This window comes from Brucella pecoris, assembly GCF_006376675.1.
Taxonomy (GTDB): domain Bacteria; phylum Pseudomonadota; class Alphaproteobacteria; order Rhizobiales; family Rhizobiaceae; genus Brucella; species Brucella pecoris.
On record NZ_VEWK01000010.1, the window covers coordinates 171962 to 198591 of the forward strand.

Sequence of the window (26630 nt, forward strand, 5' to 3'; positions counted from 1 at the left end):
CGACACGGTGCTGCGCACCGGCTCAGGATGAGGGCGTTGCAGGCCGCAGGAGCGGAAATATCCCAAACTTTTAAAAATCGATCGACCTTCCCTTGATCTCCCAGTCGCCATAACGGGCGGGGTCCTTGCCCCCACGACCGCCGATTTCGCGGGGCGCTGCGTTTGCCTTTTCGGCTGCGCGGCGCGCTTCGGCTTCCTTCAGCGCGCGCTGGGCCGCAGGCGGAAGATCTTCGAACGTGCGCTTGTCTACGTTTTCCGGGCTTTGGGTTGCTTCGGTTTTTTCGCTCATCGATCACATTCCTGTTGGCTGCATCAGCTCCCATTATTGAAGCGAAGCCTTTTCATACCCATCATATAGGCAGAAAGGCTTGCCATGCAAAACCCCTACGGGGTCAAGCAGCCTAAGATTTGGAGACCGCCACCGATGAATATGACGAAAACTGCCATGCTGATCGCCCTCATGACGGTCATGTTCATGAGCATCGGTTATTTGCTGGGCGGCGGTGGCGGCATGATGATTGCGCTCGTGATCGCTGTCGCCATGAATCTGTTTGGCTACTGGAACTCCGACAAGATGGTGCTGCGCATGTACAATGCACAGCAAGTGGACGAGCGCAGCGCACCGGATTATTACCGCATGGTGAGCGGCCTTGCCGCCAATGCAGGCCTGCCCATGCCGAAGGTCTATATCATCCACGAAGACCAGCCGAACGCTTTTGCCACAGGTCGCAATCCCGAAAATGCCGCCGTCGCGGCCACGACCGGCCTCCTCAACCGCCTGACGCCGGAAGAAGTCGCCGGCGTGATGGCGCATGAGCTGGCGCACGTCCAGAACCGCGACACGCTGACCATGACCATCGTGGCGACCCTTGCCGGTGCCATATCCATGCTCGGCAATTTTGCCTTCTTCCTTGGCGGCAACCGCGAAAACGGCAATGGCATCATGGGCGTCGTCGGCACCATTCTCGCCATGATCGTCGCCCCCTTCGCCGCAATGATCGTGCAGATGGCCGTCAGCCGCACCCGCGAATATGCCGCCGACAAGCGCGGCGCGGAAATCTGCGGCAATCCGCTGTGGCTGTCCTCGGCGCTGGGCAAGATCGCGCGCGGTGCCAAGGCCATCCCGAATGAGGAAGCCGAACACAACCCCGCAACCGCGCATATGTTCATCATCAATCCCTTGAGCGGGCGTGGCGCGGACAATCTTTTCTCGACCCACCCGGATACCGATAACCGTATTGCAGCACTGGAACAGATGGCTGTCCAGATGGGTATCCGCTCGGCTGGAATGACGCCGCGCAGTTCTGCCCCTTCACAAAACAGTGGTCCCTGGGGGCAAAGAAGTGGTAATGCAGGCGGTAACAGCAATGGCGGTTCCGGTTATCGGGGGCCGTGGTCCTAAATAAAGCAGAACAGTGTGAACGATAAAAAGCCCGCGCCGAAGCGTGGAAACAAAAAGCCACAATCCAACAACAGCGCTGCAGAGCTGCGCCCCGGTCTGGCCGCGCGCCTGACTGCGGCGCGACTGCTTGGCGCGGTGATTGAAAAGAACACCTCGCTCGACGGTTTGACCGACAATACCCACGGCCATCCGCAATATCTGGCGCTGGAGCCGCGCGACCGTGCACTGGTTCGCGCCATTCTCGGTTCTGCTCTGCGCAATCGCGGCAGCATCGAGCGCGCCATCAACAAGCGCCTCGACCGGCCTCTGCCGGAAAATGCGGTAGCGCTGAAGCATCTGCTGCATGTCGCCATCGCGCAGATTTTCTATCTCAATCTGCCCGATCATTCGGCCGTTGATCTGGCTGTGGAAGCAGCGAACAGCGATCCGCGCAACCGCAAATATGCCGGTCTCGTCAATGCGCTGTTGCGGCGCCTGTCGCGCAACAAGGAACGCGCACTCGCCCACACATTGCAGCCGGAAACCAATGTGCCGGAGTGGTTTGCCAAAAGCATCGCCGACGCCTATGGCGTGGAAAAAGCCACCTCCATTCTCGCCATGCATGCCTATGAGCCGTCGATCGATTTCACGGTCAAGGGCGATGCGAAGGAGTGGGCCGAAAAGCTCGGCGGTGTCGCATTGCCCAACGGTTCGGTGCGCCTCTCATCCGTCGAAGGCAATCTCACCGAGCTGCCCGGCTTTGCCGAAGGCGACTGGTGGGTGCAGGATGTGGCGGCAAGCCTGCCTGCGCGCCTGATGGGTGACATCAAAGGCAAACGGGTCGCCGACCTGTGTGCGGCTCCCGGCGGCAAGACGGCGCAGCTTGTGCTTCAGGGCGCAGACGTAACCGCGCTCGACCTTTCCGAAAACCGGCTCAAACGCCTGCGCGGCAATCTGGAACGTCTCGGTTTCGAGGCGAAGACCGTCGCAACCAATCTGATGGATTTCCAACCGGATGAACTGTTCGACGCGGTCCTTCTGGATGCGCCCTGCTCATCCACCGGCACCGTGCGCCGTCACCCGGACGTGCCGTGGACCAAGACGCCGCAGGACATTACAAAGCTCGCCGAACTTCAGGGCAAGCTTTTGGCGCATGCAGCCACTCTGGTCAAACCCGGCGGCGTAATCGTCTTTTCCAATTGTTCCCTGCATCCGCTCGAAGGTGAGGAAATGGCGCGCAAGGCGGCAGAAAATCCGCTGCTTGAGCCCTACCCGATCACGGAGCAGGATTGCCCCGGCCTGAACGGGCTTCTGGACGGGCTGGTGACAGCGGAAGGTTTTCTGCGATCCACGCCTGCCGATCTGCCTGCCGACAAATTCGATGGCAATCCGCATATGGCTGGCATGGACGGTTTCTTCGCGGCCCGCTTCAAGCGCGTATAAAACCGCTAAATAAGTGTTTTGACATATCGGGCGCATTTCCGCCCGGTATGGTTAACACTCGATTCACCATTCTATAGAATTCTATAACGGCACGAATCCGAGAAACGTGCCCTGCAAGGGATCAGGCCGAACATTGGCCGCAGGATAATGACAAACGATACGGAGAAAGACCGGGTGGCAGTCGCTCTTAGCGAAACCCCACATCTTTGGGGACTGGCCGTTGCACAGGCGTGGCGCAAGTTCAGCCGCCGTCTGCGCATGGGGCCGCTCTATCGCTGGCGCTTCACCGGCTTCACCCCGGATCGTATCCTGATCGCCCCGCCAGATCTGCGCGTCGCAGACCCGCAGCTTGCGCAGGAGTTCTACCACGGTCGTTTTGCACTGGCTGGTCGTCTGGTCGAAACCGGTGGACTGTCGCCTTTCGCCGTCGAGCCGCCGACGCCCGAATGGGAAGCAGCACTTCATAGTTTCGGCTGGCTGCGTCATCTGAAAAGCGCCAATAGCGAACTGGCAACCGCCAATGCGCGCGCGCTTGTCGATGACTGGATGCGCATGTTCGGCAAGCGCATCGGCGGCCTTGCCTGGTCGCCGGAAGTGACCGCCCAGCGCATCATCGCCTGGCTTCAACATTCGAATCTCATCCTGTCGGGTGCCGAACTCCCCGCCTATCGTCGCTTCATGCGCTCGCTGGCCATGCAGGTGCGTTACCTGCGCACGGTCGCTGCCGCCATGGATGATGGCGAGGAACGCTTGCGCGCCCGCATCGCGCTGGCATTCGCCGCTCTGGCACTGCCTGTTTCGCCGCCGACGGCACGCGCCGCGCGGCGCAATCTGGAATATGAGCTGAAGCGTCAGATCCTGCCGGATGGCGGGCATATATCACGTAATCCGGTCAGTGTTCTGGAACTTTTGGCCGATCTTCTGCCGCTCCGCCAGACCTATGCCAATGGCACGGAATCCCCGCCCAAGGCGCTGATTGAAGCTGTCGAACGCATGTTGCCAGCACTGCGTTTCTTCCGCCATCAGGATGGCAGCCTTGCGCTTTTCAACGGCGTCGGCCCAACCATGCCGGAACGCATCATCTCGGTTCTCCGGCACGACGAAACGGCTGGATCGCCGCTGACCCATGCCCCCTATTCCGGCTATGAACGGCTGTCGATGGGCTCAACCACCGTCATCGCCGATACAGGATTGCCGCCTCCGGTCACCGCTTCGCGGGATGCCCATGCCGGTTGCCTTGCCTTCGAAATGTCCTCGGGGCGCCAGCGCTATATCGTCAATTCCGGCATCGACCGTTTCGGTCCGCCGGAATTTCGCCCATTGGGCCGCTCGACGGCTGCGCACTCCACCGTCACCATCAACGACACCTCCTCGTGCCGCTTCAGCCTCAATGCTGGCCTTTCCAACATGATCGGCACGCCGATCATTGCAGGCCCGGCCCGCGTGCAACGCGACCGGATCGAAGAAATGGGACGGCAGGGTTTTGTTGCCAGCCATGACGGCTATGCACGTCTGTTCGGCATCTATCACGAACGCCGCCTCGTGCTTTCCCACAATGGCAGCGTCATTCAGGGCTCGGACCGTTTCTATCGCGGCGACGGCCGTCCGCTGAAAGCCAATGGACGCGACAATATCGCGGTTCGTTTCCATCTGCATCCGTCAGTCGACATTTCCTTTGATGAGAACGGGTTGATCGTTCTGTCTGCGGATCGCGACGACACCTGGGTCTTCTCCTGCTTTGAAGTTGCGCCGCAACTGGAGGATTCGATCTTCTTTGCGGGTTTCCGCGGCCCCGTGACGTCGAAGCAGATCGTGCTCTCCTTCCCGGCTTCCGAATTGCCGGAAGTGAACTGGCAGTTCAGCCGCGTTGCCCTTGGCAGTTACGTATAATCTGCCTCCCGCTGCTCCCCCTTCGAGACGGCGCTGCCGCGCCTCCTCAGGATGAGGGTGGAGTGCAATCAATGAGCCTCGACGAACGACACGCGCGTTTGCGGGTCGACAGCGACAGATCTATTCTGAAATACTCTTCAAGCACCAACGCCCTCACCCTGAGGAGGCGCGGCAACGCCGTCTCGAAGGGTCGAGGGTCAATGGGATCGAATGCGGGGCAAGAAATACCTCTTCACCGTTCTTTTCCGGCCTTTTGCGGTAGGATTCTCGGCGCGTCTGTGTTAGGGCGAGCCGTCCACTTTCCTGAACGCATCCGTTTCAGCAACGAAGAGACCAACTCCCTATGGCTGTCAGCTCCAAGCATATTCCCGCTCCCGATCTTCATCGGGTGCGCCGCGCCCTCCTTTCTGTTTCCGACAAAACCGGCCTGATCGATTTCGCAAAAGCGCTGCACGCGCAGGGCGTCGAAATCCTTTCGACCGGCGGTACCGCCAAGTCGATTGCTGCCGAAGGCATTCCGGTGAAGGATGTATCCGAAGTCACCGGCTTTCCGGAAATCATGGACGGGCGCGTCAAGACGCTGCATCCGGCAGTTCATGGCGGCCTGCTCGCCGTGCGCAATGACCCCGAACACGTTGCCGCCATGGAAGAACACGGCATTGGCGGCATCGATCTCGCCGTCATCAATCTCTATCCGTTCGAAGAAGTCCGCTTCAAGGGCGGCGACTACGACACCACTGTCGAGAACATCGACATTGGCGGCCCGGCGATGATCCGCGCTTCGGCCAAGAACCATGCCTATGTCGCAACGGTCGTCGATCCTGCCGACTATGCCGACGTCGTCGCTGAACTGGAAAAGCATGCAGGCTCCCTGCCGCTCGCCTTCCGCAAAAAGCTCGCCGCCAAGGCATTTTCGCGCACTGCGGCCTATGATGCAGCCATCTCCAACTGGTTTGCCGAAGCAATCGACGAAGAAACCCCGGTCTATCGCTCGGTCGCTGGCAAGCTGCATTCCGTCATGCGCTATGGTGAAAACCCGCACCAGACGGCTGGTTTTTATCTCACCGGAGAAAAGCGCCCCGGCGTCGCCACCGCGACCCAGCTTCAGGGCAAGCAGCTTTCCTACAACAACATCAACGACACCGATGCGGCTTTCGAGTTCGTCGCCGAATTCGATCCGGCCCGTACCGCAGCCGTCGCCATCATCAAGCACGCCAATCCGTGCGGCGTGGCGGAAGCGGCGACGATCACCGAAGCCTATCTCAAGGCGCTTGCCTGCGATCCGGTTTCGGCTTTCGGTGGTATTGTTGCGCTCAACAAGACGCTCGATGAGGAAGCCGCTGAAGAGATCGTCAAGATCTTCACCGAAGTCATTATCGCACCGGATGCCACCGAGGGCGCACAGGCCATCGTCGCTGCCAAGAAGAACCTGCGCCTGCTCGTGACCGGCGGCCTGCCAGACCCACGCGCCAAGGGCATTGCCGCCAAGACCGTTGCCGGTGGCCTGCTGGTTCAGTCGCGCGACAACGGCGTGGTCGATGATCTCGATCTCAAGGTCGTCACCAAGCGTGCCCCGACCGATGCCGAGCTCAACGATCTGAAATTCGCCTTTCGCGTCGGCAAGCATGTGAAGTCGAACGCCATTGTCTATGTGAAGGACGGCGCAACGGTCGGTATCGGCGCAGGCCAGATGAGCCGCGTGGATTCGGCCCGCATCGCAGCCCGCAAGGCAGAAGATGCAGCGGAAGCCGCAGGTCTTGCAGAGCCGCTCACCAAGGGTTGCGTGGTCGCGTCCGACGCGTTCTTCCCGTTTGCCGACGGTCTGCTATCCGCCGTTCAGGCTGGTGCGACAGCCGTCATCCAGCCGGGCGGCTCAATGCGTGACGACGACGTGATCGCCGCTGCCGACGAACATGGCATCGCCATGGTCATGACGGGTATGCGCCATTTCCGCCATTAGAGCTTTTACGCATTATCCTGCGCAAAACCGCTTCGCGCTTTTGCTGGAAATGCTCTAAAACCGCATAGAATATGCATTTATCGAAGCCCCGGAATCAATCATTCCGGGGCTTTTCGTTTTCAATAAGTTTCGTTTAAATTCGTTTCAGCATTGAATAAACGGGAGGAGTTCGCCCATGACGCAGTTTATCGGTTCCATCGACCAGGGAACCACGAGTTCGCGTTTCATCATTTTCGACAGGCAGGGCGATATCGTCGCGAGCGACCAGCGCGAACACGAGCAGATTTATCCGAAAGCGGGCTGGGTCGAACATAACCCCATCGAAATCTGGCGCAATACGCAGCACGTCATTGCCGAAACGCTCAGACAAGCAAAACTGAAGGCAGGCGATATTGCTTCCGTTGGCATCACCAACCAGCGCGAGACCACGCTACTCTGGGACAGGACTACCGGTGCCCCGCTTTATAACGCCGTCGTCTGGATGGATACGCGTACCGACGAACTCGTTGCCCGCTACACGAAGGAGGGCGGCGCGGATCGCTTGCGCGCCAGGACGGGTCTGCCGATCTCCACCTATTTCTCCGGCCTCAAGCTGCGCTGGATTCTCGACAATGTTCCCGGTGCGCGCGAAAAGGCCAAAGCCGGAGACGCGCTTTTCGGCACCATCGACACATGGCTGGTCTGGAACCTGACCGGCGGCGTCGATGGCGGCATTCACATCACCGATGTGACCAATGCGTCCCGTACCCAGCTTATGGATCTGGCGACGTTGAAATGGGATGAGGACATCCTCCGTCTGTTCGATATTCCGGCGGCCTGCCTGCCGGAAATCCGCTCTTCAAGCGAGGTTTATGGCGAGATAACCCTGCCCTCGCTTTCCGGCGTCAAACTTGCGGGCATTCTGGGTGACCAGCAGGCCGCACTCTTCGGTCAAGCCTGTCTGGAACCGGGTGAAGCCAAGAACACCTACGGCACCGGCTGCTTCATGCTGATGAACACCGGCGAAAAACTGGTGCCCTCCAATTACGGGCTGCTAACGACCGTCGCCTACAAGCTCGATGGTGCCAAGCCGGTCTATGCTCTGGAAGGATCCATCGCCATCACCGGCGCGCTGGTGCAATGGCTTCGCGACAATCTCGGTATCATCAGGAACAGCAGCGATATCGAAACGCTGGCGCGCACCGTCGAAGATAATGGCGACGTCTATTTCGTTCCCGCCTTTTCCGGCCTTTTTGCGCCGCACTGGCAGGATTCCGCGCGCGGTATCATCGCCGGGCTGACCCGCTTCGCCAACAAGGGACACATTGCGCGCGCAGCACTTGAAGCGAGCGCCTACCAGGTGCGTGAAGTGCTTGAGGCGATGGTCAAGGATTCCGGCGTCGAAATCACCGAACTGCGCGCCGATGGCGGGATGACTATCAACGACCTTCTCATGCAGTTCCAGTCCGACATTCTGGATGTGCCGGTCGTACGCCCGAAAATCATCGAGACGACGGCGCTGGGCGCTGCCTATGCGGCGGGGCTTGCCGTCGGCTACTGGAAATCCACGCAGGACATCATCGAAAACTGGCAGGTGGGCCATCGCTGGCATCCGCGAATGCCGGTGGAAGAGAGGACGCGGCTGTTCTGCTCCTGGGAAAAGGCCGTGCAGCGTTCGCTCGGTTGGATCGAATAAGCCGGCTGAATATCGAGGTTCCGGCCCGTTACAGCGGGCCGGCTGTAACCGGCTTGTTGGCGGGATATGGCGTGATGGCCGCCAGATAGAGCCCGACAGCGAAGAACAGCACCAGGACCGACATTCCCATCGCTGCCGACTGCGTGATTGCAGTAACGGTTGCAACCAGAAAAGGGCCGAGGAAGCTGGTCGCGCGTCCGGAAAGCGCGTAGATACCGAAATAACGGCCCGATTCCTCCGGCTTGACGCTGCGGGCAAACCATGACCGGGACGAAGCCTGTACCGGACCGAACGCTGTACCAAGCAGAATGCCGTAAAACAGGTAAGCATGTTCGGCAGACGTCGTGAACAAGCCGTGCGTCGCCGAATAATCGAGCGTCACCAGACCAAACAGCAGATAGTCCCGCCCCGTCGACACCATTCCGATTGTGGCAAGAAGCAACAGCACCACCGCAATCATAACGATCGCCTTGGAGCCGAAGCGCGTATCCATGCGGCTGGCTATCAGGCAACTGAAGGTCGCGATGATGATCGTGAACATGCCGTAGAGCCCGATTTCGGTAATGGACCAGTGAAATAAAGAAGCCGCATAGCCTGCCCCCAGAGCCGTGATGGAATTGACACCGTCCTGGTAGATCATCCGGGCAACCAGAAACCGCCTGATCCCGGAACGCCTGCGCACTTCGCCAAGTGTGGCCTTCAATTCCGACAGGCCTTTGCCGACAGCCTGCCGCAAGGGTTTTCCACGTGCCTGATCGGGCGTGAACAGGAACATCGGCAGGATGAAAACCAGATACCAGATGGCGGAAATTGGCCCCGTAATACGGGCATCCTCCCCCTGGGCCGGATCGAGCCCGAACAAGGGCTTCATGCCGATGATCGTCCTGCCGGTTTCAGGTGAAGCCGAAAGGCACAGAACGACAAAGAAAAGAACGATCATGCCGCCCAGATAACCAAGCCCCCAGGCCAGGTTCGAGACCTTTCCGATATCTTCGTGCGGAATCAGGCGCGGCATCATGGAATCGTTGAAGACGATGGAAAACTCTGCCGAGATCATTGCGATACTGAAGGCAAAAAGCACCCAAAAGAGGCTTGCACCCGGCACGGCCAGCCACAGTGTCATGAGGCTCACGATCTTCAGAACGGCAAAGAAACCTATCCACGGTTTGCGCGCGCCCGTCTGATCGGCAATCGAGCCGAGAACCGGAGAGAGGATGGCAATAACGAAGCTGGCGGCGGCAAAGCCATATCCCCACGCGATCTGGCCAGCCTGCGGCGTCGCAGCCATGCGGGATATGAAGTAAGGACCGAAGATGAACGTGACGACGACCGAAAAAAAGGGCTGCGCTGCCCAGTCAAAGAATATCCAGCCCCAGATGCCACGCCGCGAGGCATGGCTGCGGGCAGTCGCAACCTGATCGCTCAATTGCTCTTTCCTTCCCCCGAAACCGAAAGCTATTTCCGACTACAGCATCGGCCCAAAAATCGGCATCGATTTTTGGAAAGCACGATGCATAGATTCAATATCCTAGAGCGACCTTTGTGCGTCCAAATGGACGCACGGCGCTCGAGAGACCGGCCAGTCAGTCGGATGCTTCTCTTGCAGCGGACCATATAACCCGAAATGCAACTGCAAAAGAAATGAAAAGGGCGGCCAAAGCCGCCCGTCTGCAAAAATCATATCGTGGCTCTTTACTTTGCGAGATCCGACATCAGGCCCGCTGCAACCGCCAGTCGCGATACTGTCAGATCACCACCTTCCGTCAGCGCCACCATACGGCTCTTCACCTGCTCGATACGCGCGCCATCGGCTGCAAACCAGGCTGCAGCCGGGTCCTTGTCCTTGGCAAAACGCTTGAGCGCCGTAATGGTGATACCGCGTGCGGCCTGCGTGATCGTGTCGCTCGCACGTGACAGCGCCAGTCCGTCATAATAATCCGTGACGGGGATGGAGCGCGCGGCTTCCTCGATACGGCCGATGCGGAAAGCTTCCGAAACACCGAAATAGGTCTTGGCGGTCGCCACCAGATCGGCACCAGCCAGATGCGCGATCAGCGCAATGTCCGGCATGATGCCTGCAAGCTGCAGATTGGCAAGACGCTGCGCCAGCTTTTCCGGTGCGCCCTTTTCCACGAAAGCGGCCTTGTCGGCCTGAAGCGCGCTCTTGAGATATTCCGGCATCAGACCATCGAAACGCGGTTCCAGTTCGGCACGTGCCCTGGTGATCGTATCCACCAGTTCCGTCAGGTTGGCGCGTGTCGTGTCGTTGCGCAGCACCCAGGCCGTCGTCGCCTGCAGCATTTCGCCGACGAGATGGTAGAACTGGTTCTGCACATCGCCCGGCACCTTGCTGTCGAGCGCATCGATGGCATCGTAGATCGTGTCGATATCGAAACCGTCACGCACCGCCACATAGGCGCGGACGATATCGGCAGGCGACTTTCCGGTCGTATCGGCCAGACGGCTGATGAAAGTGATACCGCCACGATTGATGACATCGTTTGCCAGCAAAGTAGCGACGATTTCACGGCGCAGACGATGGCCGGAGATTTCCTCGGCATAAGTCCTGGTCATGCGCTTCGGGAAATAGCCGAACAGCAGCGACTGGAAGTAAGGCTCGTCCGGAAGCTGGCTTGCCACCAGATCATCCGATAGCGACAGCTTGGCATAAGCGAGCAGAACCGCCAGTTCCGGGCGTGTCAGCGGCTGGCCTGCCTTCTGGCGTTCGGCCAGAAGCGCATCGGACGGCAGATACTCGACCTTGCGGTCGAGAAGCTTGCGGTTTTCAAGCTCAGCCATGAACCGCGCCTGATAGGGCAGCTCTGTCAGTCCCTGCCTTTCGCTGAGCGAAAGTGCCAGCGGCTGCAGATAGTTGTTGCGCAGAACCAGTTCCGACACATCGTCGGTCATGCTGACCAGAAGCTTGTTGCGTGCCGGGCGCTTGAGATTGCCCGAACGCATGGCAGCGGCCAGCGCGATCTTGATGTTGACCTCGACGTCCGAGCAGTTGACGCCCGCCGAATTGTCGATGGCATCTGTATTACCCCGACCGCCTGCCAGCGCATATTCGATGCGCCCGCGCTGGGTCACGCCGAGATTGGCGCCTTCACCGATCACCCGCGCACCCACTTCGGAGCCGGTGATGCGGATGGCATCATTGGCGCGATCGCCAACCTGCGCATCCGTTTCAGCGGACGAGCGGATATAGGTGCCGATACCGCCAAACCAGAGGAGATCGACCTTCGATTTCAGGATCGCGGTCATGATTTCCTGCGGCGTGCCGGAGGTCTTTCCAAGGCCGATCGCTGCGGCAGCTTCCGGCGAGAGCGTGATCGTCTTCTGGCTGCGGCTATAGATGCCGCCGCCAGCCGAAAGCTTGGAGCGGTCATAGTCCTGCCAGCTCGAACGCGGCAGTTCGAACAGGCGCTTGCGCTCTGCAAAGCCGTCGGCCGGAACCGGGTTCGGATCGATGAAGATATCGCGATGGTCGAACGCGGCAACGAGCTTGATCTGTTCGGAAAGCAGCATGCCGTTGCCGAACACGTCGCCCGACATGTCGCCCACACCGACAACCGTGAAAGGCTCGGTCTGGATATCCATGTCGAATTCACGGAAATGCCGCTTCACGGCTTCCCACGCGCCGCGCGCGGTGATGCCCATGCCCTTGTGGTCGTAACCGGCGGAACCGCCCGAGGCGAAGGCATCGTCCAGCCAGAAATCATGCGCCTGGCTGATGGCATTGGCCGTATCGGAGAAAGTGGCCGTGCCCTTGTCGGCGGCAACGACGAAGTAAGGGTCGTCATTGTCATGACGCACGACTTCCGCCGGCGGCACGACATGACTGTCCTCGATATTGTCGGTGACGGACAGAAGCGTCGAGATGAATACCTTGTAGGCATCGCGACCGGCTTCGAACACCGCATTGCGATCACCGCCAACCGGCAGACGCTTCGGATAGAAGCCGCCCTTGGCGCCAACCGGCACGATCACCGCGTTCTTGACCTGCTGTGCCTTCACGAGGCCCAGCACTTCGGTGCGATAATCCTGCGCACGGTCCGACCAGCGCAGACCACCACGGGCGACGGCGCCGAAGCGTAAGTGCACGCCCTCCACTTCCGGCCCATAGACGAAGATTTCGCGATAGGGGCGCGGGTTGGGCAGGCCCTCGACCAGACGCGGATTGAGCTTGAAGGCAAAGGTGACACGCGGCTTGCCGTCGGCATCCGGCTGGTACGCATTGGTGCGCAGCGTCGCTTCGATCAGATTGCGGAAACGGCGCAGAATCTGGTCGTCATCAATGCTCGGCACACCAAGCAATGCGGTCTCGATGGCATCGACCAGCTTCTTTTCAGCCGCATCGCGGCGCTTGGTCGATGGGTTGAAGCGCAGGTCGAACAGCGAATAGAGATCGCTCGCGATTTCCGGGTAACGGTTTAGCGCTGCCGCGATGAAACCTTGCGAATAGGCAATGCCTGCCTGTTGCAGATAACGGCCATAGGAACGCAGGATCATGATCTGGCGTGCCGTCAGGCGTGCAGTCTGCACCAATGCGTTATAGCCGTCATTGTCAGCCAGACCGTCCCAGACATTGCGGAACACATCTTCCAGCATCTCGCCATCGTCGGAAAGATCGACCGGTGCGCCATAGGCATTCACGAGCTGCATGTCGTGTACGTAAACGGCAGCGCCGTCCTTGCCAGCATGCGGCAGGTCGATGGTCTGCTCGCTGACGACGCGGAAGCCCATGTTTTCCAGCAGCGGCACACGCTGCGACAGCACAACCGGCGCACCGTGATGATAAAGCTTCAGCGAAACCGCATCAGGACCATCAGTGCGATAACGATAGAAATCCACGAAAAGCGGAGCCTCTGCGCTCAGGCCAGCGATACGCTCTGCATCGACCAGCGCTTCGGGTGCGGTGAAGATTTCGCGGTAGGACGGCGGGAAGCTTGCAGCAAGTGCGACGGTCTTCGCGTCCGCGCTGTCGGAGCTTTCACGCACGGCATCATCCCATGTGCGAACAATAGCGCGCACTTCCGCTTCCAGCGCTTCGCGATCCACATGCGGCGTGGAGCGCTCGTGACGGCGGATCACGAACTGGACACGCGTCAGGCCATTCTGCAGGAAGACCGGGTGGAATTCGAAACTGTCGCCGCCATAGACGTCGACCAGATAATGCCCGATCTTCTCGCGCACGACCGAGTCGTAACGGTCACGCGGGATATAGACCAGCACGGTGGCAAAACGACCGAAACGGTCGAGACGCGGAACAGCACGCACACGCGGACGTTCCCCGAGCGCCAGGATCAGTTCGGCATTGGCCGTCAGGCTTTCCGCATCAATCTGGAAAAGCTCGTCGCGCGGATATTCTTCCAGCACGTTGATGAGCGCCTTGCCCGAATGATCTTCGCGGTTGAAACCGAGATGCTTGATAACCGCATCGGCCTTGGAGCGGATGAACGGAATGCCTGCGACCGAACTCGTATAGGCGACCGAGGTGAAGAGACCGACCAGGCGCAGTTCGCCGATGGCTTCGCCCTTCTCGCCAAAAATCTTCACGCCGACATAATCGAGATAGGAGCGGCGATGCACCAGCGACAGCGAATTCGCCTTGGTCACGATCAGCGGCTCGCTGCTGTCGAGGAATTCGGTCACCTCACGCGGCGTCACCGTGTCGTCGTCATCCTTGCGCAGAACGCGGACTTCATTGTCATTGAGGATACCGAGCGTTTCCTTGACCGGAACCAATTCGCGCTTGTCGCCCTTGCCCTTGAAGGTCAGCTCGCGAAGCCCGAGGAAGATGAAACGGTCGTCGCGCAGCCATTCAAGAAACGCGATGGCTTCCGGCATGGCCGGATCGCTCGTCATTTCAGAAACGCGCTTATAATCGGCAATTGCGCCGTCGAGGCGCTTGAGCATCGGCTTCCAGTCGCTGACAGCGGAGCGAACCTGTCCAAGCACACGCTTGATGGCGGCAGTCAGATCGGCTTTGGCCTGCTTGTCGAGGGCTGGAAGATGAATCTGTACCAGGCTGACGCGCTCAACGCCCTTGGCAGGCGCGAGCTGCGATGCTTCACCCAGAATGACCAGTTCGTCCTTTTCATGCGCAATATCCAGAACCGGATGCACGACCATGAAAATCTGGCTGACATGATCGTTCAGCTCACCCATGATCGAGTCGAGCAGGAACGGCATATTGTCGTTGACGATGGTGATGACGCTCACTGGCCGACTATGGGGCTTGCCATGGCGTTCGATACCGTTATCGACGCTGATGATGCTCTTGCCCTTGCGCCAGGATTCGAGGGCGGCATAGCCGTGACGGGCTGAACTGTCGAGAGCGGCAGCATCGTAAGCGGCCAGATCTTCCGGCGGCGCCCATTCGAAGAGAAGCTGCGAAAAGGCTGTAAGCGCCTTCGACTTTCCTCCCTTCTTTTCCTCCTTGCTTGCCTTGGAACCCTTAATCTTGCTCGACCGATCCTGCTTTGCAGTCACGTCGGATACTCCTGTCATGATGGCAATGCGCGCCAAACTAGCAGATCAGGCATCGGTTTCGATGGCAATTCGTTGAAAATAACGAAAATTTTCCCGGAAAGTCAGAAAGACAGCATTTAATCCATTTAATTTGGAACAAAACTTCGAAAACTTCCCGCGAAATTTCGGATTATGCCAGCGGATTTCACCGACCATCGCAAAAGTCCTGGCGAAAGGGCGAAGCCAGAGGCCAGCTTTGCCACATTTCAGACTAAAGTTGCAGATGATTCTGATGAAAGAACGAAGTGCTCAAAGCTCGATCAGATGATCGTCAAGCTCATTGATATTGTCGGGTCCTGCCGGAAAATGCTTTTCCAGCAAAAGTCCGGCCTGACCGATGGCCAGCACGAAACCTTCTGCCACTTGCGCGCGCGAGGCATGATGGATGAGCGTTGCGACGATCGCGTTCCATTCGTCCTGTTCGACACGCGCATTGATGCCCGCATCGGCGATCACCTCGGCATAATGTTCGGCCATCGAGACGAAGAGAAGAATGCCGGTGCGGTGCTCGGTGATGTGGACATTGCGCGCCAGAAACTGTTGAAGTGCGTTGAGATGCGCGCGCTTGTAACGGATGCGGCGCGGCACCAGCAGCATGCGGATTGCCGGAAAGAACCACAGCACCAGCATCGCGGTCAGGAACGCCGCCAGCACAGCAAGCCCGAACATGGGCAGGCGGATATCGAACCAGTACCAATGGGCGAGAAAGGCCGCGATTACCGAGGCTATCAGAATACCGCAAGTCGCGACAAAGCCCGCCGCGAAGAAATAATCGTCGCTGGAGCGCGCCAAAACAGCATAGATTTCGCCGCTGGTCTCCGTTTCCGCCTTGCGGATGGCCTCGGCGATGCGGGCATGGTCCTCGGCGCCAATCAGCGTGTGATGCTTCATCGTTACGTCTCCCTACCAGCTCCCCGAAGCGCCGCCGCCACCGGATGAGCCGCCACCACCGGAGAAACCACCGCCTCCCCCACCGGACGACCAGCCACCGCCGCCGCCCCAGCTTCCACCACCCCTGCCGCCAGAGCCGCCGCCGCGATTGTTGTAATCCATGACCATGCCGAGCCACTGATATTTGCCCGGCCCGATCTTGCGCCCGAAAACCGGCGTCAGGATCGCCATGCCGAAACCGCCGAAGAAGATCAGGCACCAGAAGGTGATGAAAACGACGAAGACCCAGTCAACATCGTCCGAACTCGACTGCACATTGCGCTTGGCCCGCGCTTCAAGCTCGGCCGCGTCGCCGGAAAGCACCGAAAGAATGCCGTCCACCCCCTGTACGATGCCGTTCGAATAATTGCCGGTGCGGAATTCGGGAATGATGGTGCCGTTGATGATGACGCTTGAAAGCGCATCGGTCATAACGCCTTCGAGACCATAGCCGACCTCGATCCGCACCTTGCGGTCATTGGGCGCCACCACCAGCAATATGCCGTTGTTTTCCTGTTTCTGCCCGAGCGCCCACGCACGGAACAGGCGGTTGGAATAGGTTTCTATGTCTTCGCCATTGAGGCTCGGGACCGTCACCACGACCACCTGATCCGACGACTTTGCTTCAAAATCGGCAAGCTTCTGGGTCAGTTGCTGGCGTTGTGCGGGGTCGATGATACCCGCCGCATCCACTACACGGCCGGTCAAGGCCTGTGCAGGCTTTGGTGCATCCTGTGCAAGGGCTGCCGTGTGCAGTGCCAGCGCTGCGGAAAACAGCAGAAAAACGAGCGCAAGAAGATGTCGCGGCCAGCTCAACCAGCCAAGGCCGCGACGATCACGCGAGAGTGCTGCACTCGCCCCGAAACGCATCATGAGACGCGCCGTCAGTTGAAGTTGACTTTGGGCGCGGCCTGACTGCCTGCATCGGCGCTGAAGCTCTGCATCGGCTGCGCATCGCGATACCAGATCCACGTCCAGAGCATCGTCGGCATGGTACGCAGCGACGTGTTGTAGACGCGAACCGCCTCGATATAGTCGCGGCGTGCGACGGCGATACGGTTTTCAGTCCCCTCAAGCTGCGACTGCAATGCAAGGAAGTTCTGGTTGGCTTTCAGATCCGGATAGCGCTCGACCACCACCATCAGGCGCGACAGCGCACTTGTCAGATTGGCTTGGTTATCCTGAAACTGCTTGAAGAGTTCCGGATTGTTGAGCGTTTCCGGTGTGATCTGCACTTGCGTCGCCTTGGCGCGCGCTTCGATCACAGCCTGCAGGGTTTCCTGTTCGTGAGCGGCATAGCCTTTCACGGTCTCGACCAGATTGGGCACGAGATCGGCGCGGCGCTGATACTGGTTCTGCACCTCGCCCCAGGCGGCCTTCGCCTTTTCCTCATTGGTCGGGATCGTGTTGAAACCGCATGCCGAAAGCAGCGGAACCAGAACGATGAGACCAAGAGCGATGAAAATACGGCGAAAAGAGAAAGAAGTGGCAACCGTCGCAGCCGACATGGACTTCTCCTGAAAAGAGCGCTTTGCCAAGCGCCGGGGAAACAAACTCATCACCCGCATATGTGTGTTCACGCTAGAGCATTTTGCAGTCAAATGAAAACATTTGACGTCGCATAAATGCGTGGCAAACAAACCATTAGAGCGCCGATCTGAAACCATCAGATCGAAACGCGCTCCAATGCGAGCCGTCAAATCAACAAGATAGACGAAATTCACTCATTTTCCAGTCGATTTGAACAACAAGGTAAAACTACGAATACCACAGTCCGATTTCAGGCGTGCAATCGGAAAGCACTACTTTCGACCGCCGCGCAGACAGCGGCAAGCGTTTGACTGCGCGAAAGCCCTTCCGTGGCCAGCACGTGCGGCTCAAGCGGACCCAGTGCGGACAATTGCCTGTGCAGGTCCGCAATCGGCCCCGGATCAGTCAGCGTATTGCCGCCCCGCTCGCGGCAGCGCCGGATCGCCTCATCGAGCGACGGTCTCAAAACCACATAATGAAGTGGCGCGACAAGCGCTCGGAACGGCTCGAGAAACCATGGCCCGATTATCCCGTCGACAATGACGAAATAGCCACCATCGGCATAGGCCTTCGCCACTTTTGTCAGCGCATCCATCACGATGGCATTTTGCACATGCGCTTCCGGCAGATAGGGCTGGATCGCACCGTTCTTGATGAAGTGCCAGAAATCGTCCGAATGAAGATGAACCTTTGGCGAACCCGGCTGGTTCGCAAGCATCTCGGCGGTTGTGGTTTTACCGGCGCCCGGCGTGCCGGTCAGGATAAGAATTTCACCAGAATGTTCCATGTCGGGTTTCGTAGCACAATGATGGCTATCCGTCAGCCGGGTCGTTTCTGACGAAAATAGCTATGCTTAGCCCAACAAAAAAGCGACGGATTGCTCCGCCGCTTTCTCAAAATGCAAACTGCGCGAAAGATTATTCGCTTGCAGCTTCTTCAGCCGGAGCAGCAGCGGCTGCGGCAGCTTCAGCGGCCTTTGCAGCAGCTTCTTCTTCAGCCTGCTTGGCCAGAGCGATACGTTCCTGAGCCTTCTTGCCCGGCTCACCCTTGGTCGGGTTGCTGCGGGTCGGACGCTTTACCAGGCCAGCCTGATCGAGGAAGCGCAGAACGCGGTCGGTCGGCTGTGCGCCCTGCGAAATCCAATGCTGGATGCGGTCGGCATCAAGCTTCACGCGTTCAGCGTCCTTGGCCAGCATCGGGTTCCATGCGCCAACGGTTTCGATGAAGCGGCCGTCACGCGGGCTGCGGACGTCAGCAATGACGATGTGGTAGTAAGGGCGCTTCTTGGAGCCAGCGCGGGCCAGACGAATCTTCAGAGACATTTTTTCTTCCTCGTGTTTAATGGTACCCTGAGTTGGTAGTTCAGAGCCTCTGGTCGGTAGCCAGAGAAAAAGGGTTAGTCGTTTGTGTTTCCGCCGTGGTTTGCGGCGGCATGCTCATGATGCCGAATGACTTCCTTCACGATGAAGTTCAGGAATTTTTCGGCGAAATCGGGATCGAGATGGGCGTCGACTGCCAGGGCGCGCAGACGCTCCACCTGACGCTTTTCGCGGGACGGGTCTGCCGGTGCGAGGCCGCGTTCGGCCTTCAACACGCCCACTGCCTTGGTGCAGCGAAAGCGTTCGGCCAGCATATGAATCAGCGCGGCATCAATATTGTCGATGGAGGCGCGCAGTGCCAGGAGTTCAGCCGGTGCAGTGTTCTGTTCGTCGCTCATGATGCTCACTTCTTCTTCGGAAGACCGGGAAGGCCGCCACCAAGTCCAGGAAGCTTGGGTCCGCCCAGGCCGGGCAGTCCACCGCCGGGAAGGCCCGGCATTCCACCCTTGGTGAGACCGGCTGCTTCCGCCTGCTTGGCGAGCGCCTCAAGCTGCTTCGGATCCATCTTCGACAGATCGGGCATGCCGCCCATACCGCCCCCGAGGCCACCAAGTCCCATCTTGCTGGCGAGGCCGCCCATCATCTGCTTCATCATGCCGCCCTTGCCCTTGCCCATGACTTTCATCATGTCGGCCATCTGACGGTGCATCTTGAGAAGCTTGTTGATGTCGGCAGCATTCGTGCCGGAACCCTTGGCGATGCGCTGCTTGCGGCTGTGCTTCAGGAGGTCCGGATTGGCGCGCTCAGCCTTGGTCATCGAACCGATGATTGCGAGCTGACGGTCGAACACCTTATCGTCGAGACCGGCTGCTGCCGCCTTGTCCTTCATGCCGCCCATGCCGGGCATCATGCCCATGATGCTGCCCATACCGCCGAGCTTTTTCATCTGGCCCAACTGGTCGGCAAGATCGTTGAGATCGAACTTGCCCGACTGCATTTTCTTGGCCATCGCAGCGGCTTTTTCCGCGTCGATGTTTTCGGCAGCCTTTTCGACAAGCGAAACAATGTCGCCCATGCCGAGAATACGGTCGGCGATGCGCTTCGGATAGAACTCCTCGAGCGCATCCATTTTTTCACCGGTGGCGATCAGCTTGATCGGCTTGCCGGTGATGGCGCGCATCGAAAGGGCTGCACCGCCACGGCCATCGCCGTCCATGCGGGTCAGAACAATGCCGGTAATGCCAACGCGCTCATCGAAATTGCGCGCCAGATTGACGGCGTCCTGACCGGTCAGGCTGTCGGCAACGAGCAGGATTTCATGCGGATTGGCGGCCGTGCGGATATCCGCCATCTCCACCATCAACGGCTCGTCGATATGCGTGCGACCAGCGGTATCGAGAATGACGACATCGTGGGCGCCAAGCTTTGCGGCCTGAACGGCACGCCTGGCGATCTCGACTGGTGACTGACCGGCAATAATCGGCAGGGTGTCTACGTTAGTCTGTATGCCGAGCTGACGAAGCTGCTCCTGCGCGGCCGGACGGCGCGTATCGAGCGAGGCCATCAGCACTTTCTTGCGCTGGCGCTCGGTCAGACGCTTGGCGATCTTACCGGTGGTGGTCGTCTTACCCGAACCCTGCAGACCGACCATCATGATGACGACCGGTGCAGGCGCGTTCAAGTCAATCGCGACACCTTCGGTGCCAAGCATTTCGATAAGCTCGTCATGGACGATCTTGACGACCATCTGGCCGGGCTTGATGCTCTTGAGAATCTCTGCACCGACGGCCTTCTCACGAACGCGATCTGTGAAGGAGCGAACCACTTCCAGCGAAACGTCCGCCTCGATCAGCGCGCGGCGCACTTCGCGCAGCGCCGCCGTCACGTCGGCTTCGGAAAGAGCGCCGCGTCCGGTAAGGCCGTTCAGGATGGAGCCAAGACGCTCCTGAAGTGATTCAAACATCGAATTTCCCTTTAATCCGAGAAGAGGCTTATGCTTCGTCAGGGATAAATCGTCCCGCTTATCTGCCAGTTCAAGAAGCAACCAAAGCGATACAGCACCCGAGGGCGCATCGCGCTGTCGGGTGTGGACCTCCGGGATCTCTTTATACCAAATGGGTCCCGGTCGGTGGCTCGCGTTCTGAAGATCGCGGATAGATTGGGGAGGCTTTAAGACGACCAGCCCCCGATGTCAAGCAAAAGGCCTGAAACAAACAGACCGGCCCCGTACATTGCTGCCGGGGCCGGTTGGGTTTTTCCGGTTGAGTTTTTATTGTGCCGCCACGCCGGCAAGCGGATCGCCAATGCCCAGCACATAAAGACCGATCATCAGCAGCGTTCCCGCCAGAACCACATAATAGATCGTGGGAATGATGGTCATGCGCAGGGTTGTCCCCTCGCGGCCCAGCAAGCCGACCGTAGCCGAAGCCGCAACCACGTTGTGGATCGCGATCATGTTGCCAGCCGCAGCGCCCACCGACTGACCGGCAACCATCAGAGCGCCAGAAATGCCGAGCCCTTCCGCCACGCCATATTGGAACTGGCTGAGCATGAGGTTCGATACCGTGTTGGAACCAGCCAGGAACGCACCCAGCGCACCAACGGACGGCGCGAAGAACGGATAAACATTTCCGACTTCCGTTGCCACCCACTCCGCAACCATCAGCGGCATGCTGATGAGTTCCTTGCCGTTGACGCCGGAGTTGATCATGACGCGCACCATCGGCACGGTGAACAGAAGCACGAAGCCCGCACCCAACAGCGTTTTGGTGCTTTCTCCGAAAGCCTTGGCGAACTGCCCGCCATTCATGCGATGCAGGAAGAAGGTGATCACGCAGACGATGACCAGAAGACCGCCCGGCAGGAAAAGCGGCGTGAAATCACCACCGATCCCGGTTTCGCCCATGATGTCCTTGGCAACGAAGGTGATCGACTTCAGCGCATTGCCTACGGAAGGGAATGTGCGGCTGGCCACCAGAAAGATCGCCAGAAGAATGTAGGGCGTCCACGCCAGAGCGAGCGGGATTTTCTTCGAGGTCAGTTCATCCAGCTTGATCTGGACACTGCCGATCCAGCCTGCAGGCCATTCCGAGGCGGGAGGGAAATCCCAGATTTGCTTCGGCATCAGGAAGCCGGCGCGCGCTGCAAATGTTGCCAGCGCAAGTCCGACAAGGCCACCGATCATCGATGGGAACTCAGCACCGAGGAAAACCGCGCTCAGTACATAAGGTATGGTGAAAGAGAAGGCCGCAAACAGCGCAAAGGGCAGAATGGCCAGGCCTTCCGTCCAGGAGCGGTTGCGCCCGAAGAAGCGGGTCATGATGACCACGAGAAACAGCGGCATGAGCGTGCCGCAGATTGCGTGCAGAATTGCCACTTCCGATGTGATGATGTGGAAGAACTGCTCCCAGCTTGATCCCGCGCCCTGCAATTGCGCCGTCAGAGCCTCGCGATTGAGACCCGACTGGACACCGACGATGAGCGGCGTGCCGACAGCTCCGAACGACACCGGTGTGGACTGGATGATCAATCCGAAAGTAACGGCGGCAAGCGCCGGAAACCCGACGGCCACCATCAGCGGCGCGACAACCGCAGCAGGCGTCCCGAAGCCGGATGCGCCCTCGATAAACGAGCCGAATAGCCAGGCAATCAGGAACACCTGAATGCGGCGGTCAGGACTGATCTGCGCAAAGCCGGAGCGGATTGCAGAAATGCCGCCTGAATATTTAAGCGTATTCAGAAGCAGGATTGCGCCAAAAATGATCCAGAGCAGACCCGCTGTCTGGATCAAGCCCTGAATGGTCGAAGCAATGACCCGGTTGCCGCTCATGCCCCAGATCGCCATCGCGATCACCACAGTCAGCACATAGGTTACCGGCATTGCAATGCGGGCCTGAACACGAAATCCAACTAGCATCACGCCGGCTAAAAGAATTGGTAAAAACGCAAATAGCGCAAGAAATCCGTTCGACATGTGGCGTCCTCCCCGTCAATGTCACGAACCCTGAAAAATCAGATATGAAATGGTGGTAAAGAAATTTTACCAATCCATCCATAAGCAATAGGTATGAAAGACACAGCTTCCAAGCGAAAAATTCCGATCGGGGTTCAGAGGACAACAAAAGCTTGCTGTTTTTGTGCAAAAGTGCTTGTAGACGCGGCATTTCGCACCCGCTTCTTCCCGCTTTTGCCGTTGCCGCATGACATTTGGTGTAAGGAATGGCAAATTCGCGTCGAGGTCGAATCAACTCCAAAGGAGAAACGAATGGCATTGGTTGCCAAGGGCCGTTCTTGGACGGCAGCAGCAGTTCTTGCAGTGGGCATGATGACGGGAACAGGCATTGCCGAGGCAGCCCAGTGCGGCAATAACGCCGCCGGTTATAATGCCTGGCTCCAGCAGACGATGAAGGAAGCCGCTTCGCGTGGTATCGGCAAGGCCGGGATCAGCGCGCTGGGTAATACCAAATATGCGCAGGCAACCATCAATGCTGACCGCAACCAGAAGAGCTTCAAGCTCTCCTTCGAACAGTTCATGCAGAAGCGCGGCGCTGATACCATCATCAAGCGTGGCCGTGCGCAGAAGCAGCAGAACGCCGCTCTCTTTGCCGCAATCGAAAAGCGCTATGGCGTCCCGGCCGGTCCGCTTCTTGCAATCTGGGGCATGGAAACCGGTTTCGGTGCCTATCTCGGCAAGCAGCACACGCTGTCGGCCGTCGCGACACTCGCTTATGATTGCCGTCGCAGCGACTATTTCACCGATCAGCTCTATGCAGCCCTTCAGTTGATCGACCGTCAGGATCTCAATCCGAATGCGGTCGGCGCTATGCATGGTGAAATCGGCCAGACACAGTTTCTGCCGGTCAACGTTCTGAAATACGGCGTCGACGGCGACGGCAGCGGCCATATCGACATGGCGCGCTCCAAGGCGGACGCGCTCTATTCGACGGCCAACTTCCTCGTCGGCCATGGCTGGAAACGTGGTGCAGGCTATCAGCCGGGTGAACCGAACTATGGTGCGATTCAGGGCTGGAATGCTGCGCAAGTTTACCAGCGCGCCATCGCCGTCATGGGCAAGGCCATCGACGGCAAGTAAAGGCTGAAATCGCAATTCTGCTTTGAAATTGCCGCCGAAAAGCCTCAAGATTCACAGAATAGCCCCAAAGTTTGGGGCTATTTTTGTATCTTTTCCGACGATTTTTCACGTTTGGGAAAGAAAATCATCAATTTAAGCCGCCCAAAATATGGCAAAACGGCCCCTCTCGATCTGAAAGAAGCCGTTTCAAGAAGCAATATTGAAAGCGGGATCAGGCAGGGTCAGGCCGCTTGAAATCACCCGTCTGATGATCCATAACCCAAAGCTCGCCGGTCGAAATATCGAACCATGCGCCATGCAAGGTAAGCTTGCCCTTCTTCTCCAGAATATCGACGCAAGGGAACGTACGCAAATTGTTGATGGAGTAGCGGATCGAGATCCGTTCCAGCGCGGTCTGGCGCTCGCTTTGCGTCATGAGCTGGTTGCCGCTGATGGCTTCGGCAGCAGGCGCGATCAGGCTCATCCACTTGCCGATGAAATCACCCGGCGAAAGCGGCGCGCTTTCGGTGTCGAGCGCAGCCTTGATACCGCCGCAGCGACCATGGCCCATGACGACGATATTCTTCACCTTGAGGCTCTGGACCGCAAACTCCAGTGCCGCCGAGGCGGCATGATATTCGCCATCGGGCTCGTAGGGCGGAATGAGATTGGCAACATTGCGCAGGACGAAGATTTCGCCGGGTGCCGTGTTGAAGATGGTTTCGGGAGCCGCACGCGAATCACAACAGGCGATAACCAGCGTTTCCGGTGATTGTCCCTTGTCGGCCAAATGGCGATAGCGTGAAGTTTCGTGGGCAAAATGCTCGCGCATGAAGGTTCGATAACCGGCGAGAAGTGAGTCTGGAAGATCAACCATATTTTCCCAATATCCCTATCGAAAACCAAGATCAATCGAAATGCATCAAACGGGCTGCGTCCAATTGGACGCATAAACGCCGTTCGGTTTCATGCAAGCTTCTCAAGCCCATATCGCCATACGAAGGCCGAAAGCATCGCGTTCCACATGGTCGGGATGCGGACGTGCTTCTCCGCGTGCATGACGACCAGCCACGAGATACATGGCGCAGGCATCGAGAAAGTCATCCTCTTTGGCGCCACGCGGAACAGGACTTTTCAAAAAATCCTCGGGCAATCCGCAACGTTGCAGCAATACCCTGCGTTCGGTCATCCCTTCCGGATTGACACGGCTTTTGATCTTCTTCGGAAGCGACATGGCCTTCATGCCATTCAGCGCTGCAAACGCCAGTTCGGGATGCGATTCGATGACACGCATCGCCAATCCGGCGTCGAAGTGTAACAAGGCGTCCAGCTCGCAGATTTTGGGAAATAGCCCGAAAGCCTGCCGGGAAACCTTGCGTGGCGGATCTGTATGTTCAAGCGACAGGGCGCAACTCTCGCGATAATCCTGCGCATAGACGGCAGCACGCGGCGGAATGGAAAAAACACTCGATTGCCGCTGGCCAAGATGAGCCCGCGCGGCACGCTCTGCCGAACGGCCGCCCTTGTCCGGCAGGCCGATCGGCATATCGACGGCAATGATCGCGCTCTCCGAAAGCGACGCCACCAAGCCGGAGAAACTGTCGAACACTTCCGCTCGCAAGCTCCCGCCCTCCCCTAGCACGGCGATCCAGCCGCCGGGGCAGCCATCAACACCAGCGAGCGCGGTGGCGGTCTGCGTCAAGCGCGGAGACCCTTGGTCGGATGCATCAGCCGCCGCGTCTGCACCATGGCCATCGGCGTGGCGAGGCTCGACGCATCGGCCTCCAGCATCAGCTCATCCGCCCCACGCTTTGCCGAACGTGCCATGATTTCGAACACTGCTGCCGTGGTGCTTTGCAGCATCTTTTCTTCCGACATGCCGGACAGGCGGCGCGCGAGGAACACGGCAGAGGTCAGATCGCCAAGACCGTTGGTCGGACCTTCGACGCGGCGATGCTCGGCCATCAGCGCCATAGTCGGCGTGAGCAGAATATTGCCGATGCTGCCGCTCATCAGCGGAAAGGCCGATGTAACCAGCATGGTTGCCGGGCCGGCCTCCAGCGCGGCTTCCATCAAGGCGGTATTGTCTTCCAGCGGAACACCGGTCAGCCAGGAAAGCTCGAAACGATTGGGCGTCGCGATGTCTGCGAGCGGCAAAAGCTTGTCACGAATGCCCATAGCGGTCGCTTCAGGCACATAAAGCCCCTTTTCGTCACCGATGACCGGATCGCACAGATAGACCGCTTCCGGATTTTTCGCCTTCACAGCTTTGACCAGTTCGGCGACGGCTGCCGCCTGTTCGGGATGGCCGAGATAACCGGTCAGGATAGCACCCACCTCGCCAAGCCACGGCGCGCGTTGAAGATCCTGCATCAGGCGGGAAAACTCTTCCGCCGGTGGCACGATGCGTCCAGCAGGCCCATGGCCCGGATGCCAGGGCAGCACCACCGTTGGCACGGCCCAGACGGGAAAACCCAGCGTTTCCAAAGCGAAAACGGCGGCGCGATTGCCGACCGATCCGCGCACGACATGGCTTGAGATGACAATAACGGTTGTCGCATCCGAAGGCGCAGAAAGCGTCATTGGGTACCTAGCTTTGCATGAGATAGAAAATGAGCCAGACGATGATCGCCAGCGTGATGAGGAAGCCGAGACCGCGCCCGACACGCGTGGCCCAAAGCTCGATAGGATCATTTTCGGGAGCGTCGGCGGCGGCCAGATGATGCGCCGTTCGGGAAAACCCGCGCCGCATGATGCCTTCGGCACCGGTCTGTTCGCGTTCGAGCCGGTCAAGAATACGCCGGGCCTCTTCCTGACGCTCACGTCCCGGCCCGCCGCCTTCCCCTATGCCCGCCTGCTGGCGCTCGCCCATGCTCTGCCTGCCTGTCGAATAAAAT

At 58.8% G+C, this 26630-nt stretch carries 21 protein-coding genes; 6 read left to right on the forward strand and 15 right to left on the reverse strand.

Going from position 1 to position 26630, the window contains the following annotated elements; all coding sequences use genetic code 11:
• Nucleotides 1-70: 70 nt before the first annotated feature.
• Nucleotides 71-289, reverse strand: coding sequence for a DUF1674 domain-containing protein (locus FIB18_RS18060; protein WP_140022015.1), 219 nt, complete (start codon nt 287-289; stop codon nt 71-73).
• Nucleotides 290-424: 135 nt separating this feature from the next.
• On the opposite strand from FIB18_RS18060, the gene htpX reads away from it, so the two are divergent.
• From htpX to glpK, 5 genes are all read left to right on the forward strand, one after another.
• A complete protein-coding gene (htpX, locus tag FIB18_RS18065; protein WP_140022016.1) occupies nt 425-1402 on the forward strand; it encodes a zinc metalloprotease HtpX in 978 nt (325 codons plus the stop codon).
• A gap of 15 nt (nt 1403-1417) precedes the next feature.
• Nucleotides 1418-2824, forward strand: a complete 1407-nt coding sequence (locus FIB18_RS18070; RefSeq protein WP_140022017.1) for an RsmB/NOP family class I SAM-dependent RNA methyltransferase — start codon at nt 1418-1420, stop codon at nt 2822-2824.
• A gap of 147 nt (nt 2825-2971) precedes the next feature.
• Entirely contained in the window at nt 2972-4714 is a 1743-nt protein-coding gene (locus tag FIB18_RS18075) for a heparinase II/III family protein (RefSeq protein ID WP_140022018.1), read from the forward strand.
• Between the two features lie 343 nt (nt 4715-5057).
• Complete coding sequence (gene purH, locus FIB18_RS18080; protein WP_140022019.1) at nt 5058-6674, forward strand: bifunctional phosphoribosylaminoimidazolecarboxamide formyltransferase/IMP cyclohydrolase; 1617 nt, start codon at nt 5058-5060, stop codon at nt 6672-6674.
• Between the two features lie 175 nt (nt 6675-6849).
• Nucleotides 6850-8349, forward strand: a complete 1500-nt coding sequence (gene glpK, locus FIB18_RS18085) for a glycerol kinase GlpK (protein WP_140022020.1) — start codon at nt 6850-6852, stop codon at nt 8347-8349.
• Between the two features lie 28 nt (nt 8350-8377).
• Here the strand turns inward: glpK and FIB18_RS18090 are convergent, their stop codons facing one another.
• The 10 genes from FIB18_RS18090 to FIB18_RS18135 form a co-directional block, all read right to left on the reverse strand.
• Nucleotides 8378-9775 carry an MFS transporter gene (locus FIB18_RS18090; RefSeq protein ID WP_140022021.1) on the reverse strand — a complete coding sequence of 466 codons (1398 nt, stop codon included), beginning with the start codon at nt 9773-9775 and terminating at the stop codon, nt 8378-8380.
• Between the two features lie 266 nt (nt 9776-10041).
• Nucleotides 10042-14844: an NAD-glutamate dehydrogenase gene (locus FIB18_RS18095; protein WP_140022069.1), complete on the reverse strand. Its 4803-nt coding sequence runs from the start codon at nt 14842-14844 to the stop codon at nt 10042-10044.
• 288 nt (nt 14845-15132) lie between these two features.
• Nucleotides 15133-15774: a TPM domain-containing protein gene (locus FIB18_RS18100; RefSeq protein WP_140022022.1), complete on the reverse strand. Its 642-nt coding sequence runs from the start codon at nt 15772-15774 to the stop codon at nt 15133-15135.
• A 12-nt stretch (nt 15775-15786) separates the two neighbouring features.
• A complete protein-coding gene (locus FIB18_RS18105) occupies nt 15787-16686 on the reverse strand; it encodes a TPM domain-containing protein (RefSeq protein WP_140022023.1) in 900 nt (299 codons plus the stop codon).
• An 11-nt stretch (nt 16687-16697) separates the two neighbouring features.
• The gene (locus FIB18_RS18110) at nt 16698-17321 is read right to left on the reverse strand and encodes a LemA family protein (RefSeq protein WP_140022024.1); all 624 of its coding nucleotides are present in this window, start codon (nt 17319-17321) and stop codon (nt 16698-16700) included.
• Between the two features lie 272 nt (nt 17322-17593).
• On the reverse strand, nt 17594-18130 hold the full coding sequence (locus tag FIB18_RS18115) for an ATP-binding protein (protein WP_140022025.1): 537 nt from the start codon (nt 18128-18130) through the stop codon (nt 17594-17596).
• A gap of 130 nt (nt 18131-18260) precedes the next feature.
• Entirely contained in the window at nt 18261-18665 is a 405-nt protein-coding gene (gene rpsP / locus FIB18_RS18120) for a 30S ribosomal protein S16 (RefSeq protein WP_140022026.1), read from the reverse strand.
• A 74-nt stretch (nt 18666-18739) separates the two neighbouring features.
• Nucleotides 18740-19060: a chorismate mutase gene (locus FIB18_RS18125; protein WP_140022027.1), complete on the reverse strand. Its 321-nt coding sequence runs from the start codon at nt 19058-19060 to the stop codon at nt 18740-18742.
• 5 nt (nt 19061-19065) lie between these two features.
• Entirely contained in the window at nt 19066-20625 is a 1560-nt protein-coding gene (ffh, locus tag FIB18_RS18130) for a signal recognition particle protein (RefSeq protein ID WP_140022028.1), read from the reverse strand.
• 306 nt (nt 20626-20931) lie between these two features.
• Entirely contained in the window at nt 20932-22635 is a 1704-nt protein-coding gene (locus FIB18_RS18135; RefSeq protein ID WP_140022029.1) for an L-lactate permease, read from the reverse strand.
• A gap of 291 nt (nt 22636-22926) precedes the next feature.
• Here FIB18_RS18135 and FIB18_RS18140 point away from each other — a divergent pair, with 291 nt between their 5' ends.
• A complete protein-coding gene (locus FIB18_RS18140) occupies nt 22927-23754 on the forward strand; it encodes a lytic murein transglycosylase (RefSeq protein WP_140022030.1) in 828 nt (275 codons plus the stop codon).
• A gap of 211 nt (nt 23755-23965) precedes the next feature.
• Here the strand turns inward: FIB18_RS18140 and FIB18_RS18145 are convergent, their stop codons facing one another.
• From FIB18_RS18145 to FIB18_RS18160, 4 genes are all read right to left on the reverse strand, one after another.
• On the reverse strand, nt 23966-24610 hold the full coding sequence (locus FIB18_RS18145) for a carbonic anhydrase (protein WP_012091238.1): 645 nt from the start codon (nt 24608-24610) through the stop codon (nt 23966-23968).
• 102 nt (nt 24611-24712) lie between these two features.
• On the reverse strand, nt 24713-25435 hold the full coding sequence (locus FIB18_RS18150) for a DUF429 domain-containing protein (protein WP_140022031.1): 723 nt from the start codon (nt 25433-25435) through the stop codon (nt 24713-24715).
• On the reverse strand, nt 25432-26316 hold the full coding sequence (gene pdxY / locus FIB18_RS18155) for a pyridoxal kinase PdxY (RefSeq protein ID WP_140022032.1): 885 nt from the start codon (nt 26314-26316) through the stop codon (nt 25432-25434). Before pdxY ends, FIB18_RS18150 begins: the two co-directional genes overlap by 4 nt.
• A gap of 7 nt (nt 26317-26323) precedes the next feature.
• A complete protein-coding gene (locus tag FIB18_RS18160) occupies nt 26324-26605 on the reverse strand; it encodes a hypothetical protein (protein WP_140022033.1) in 282 nt (93 codons plus the stop codon).
• Between the last annotated feature and the right edge of the window lie 25 nt (nt 26606-26630).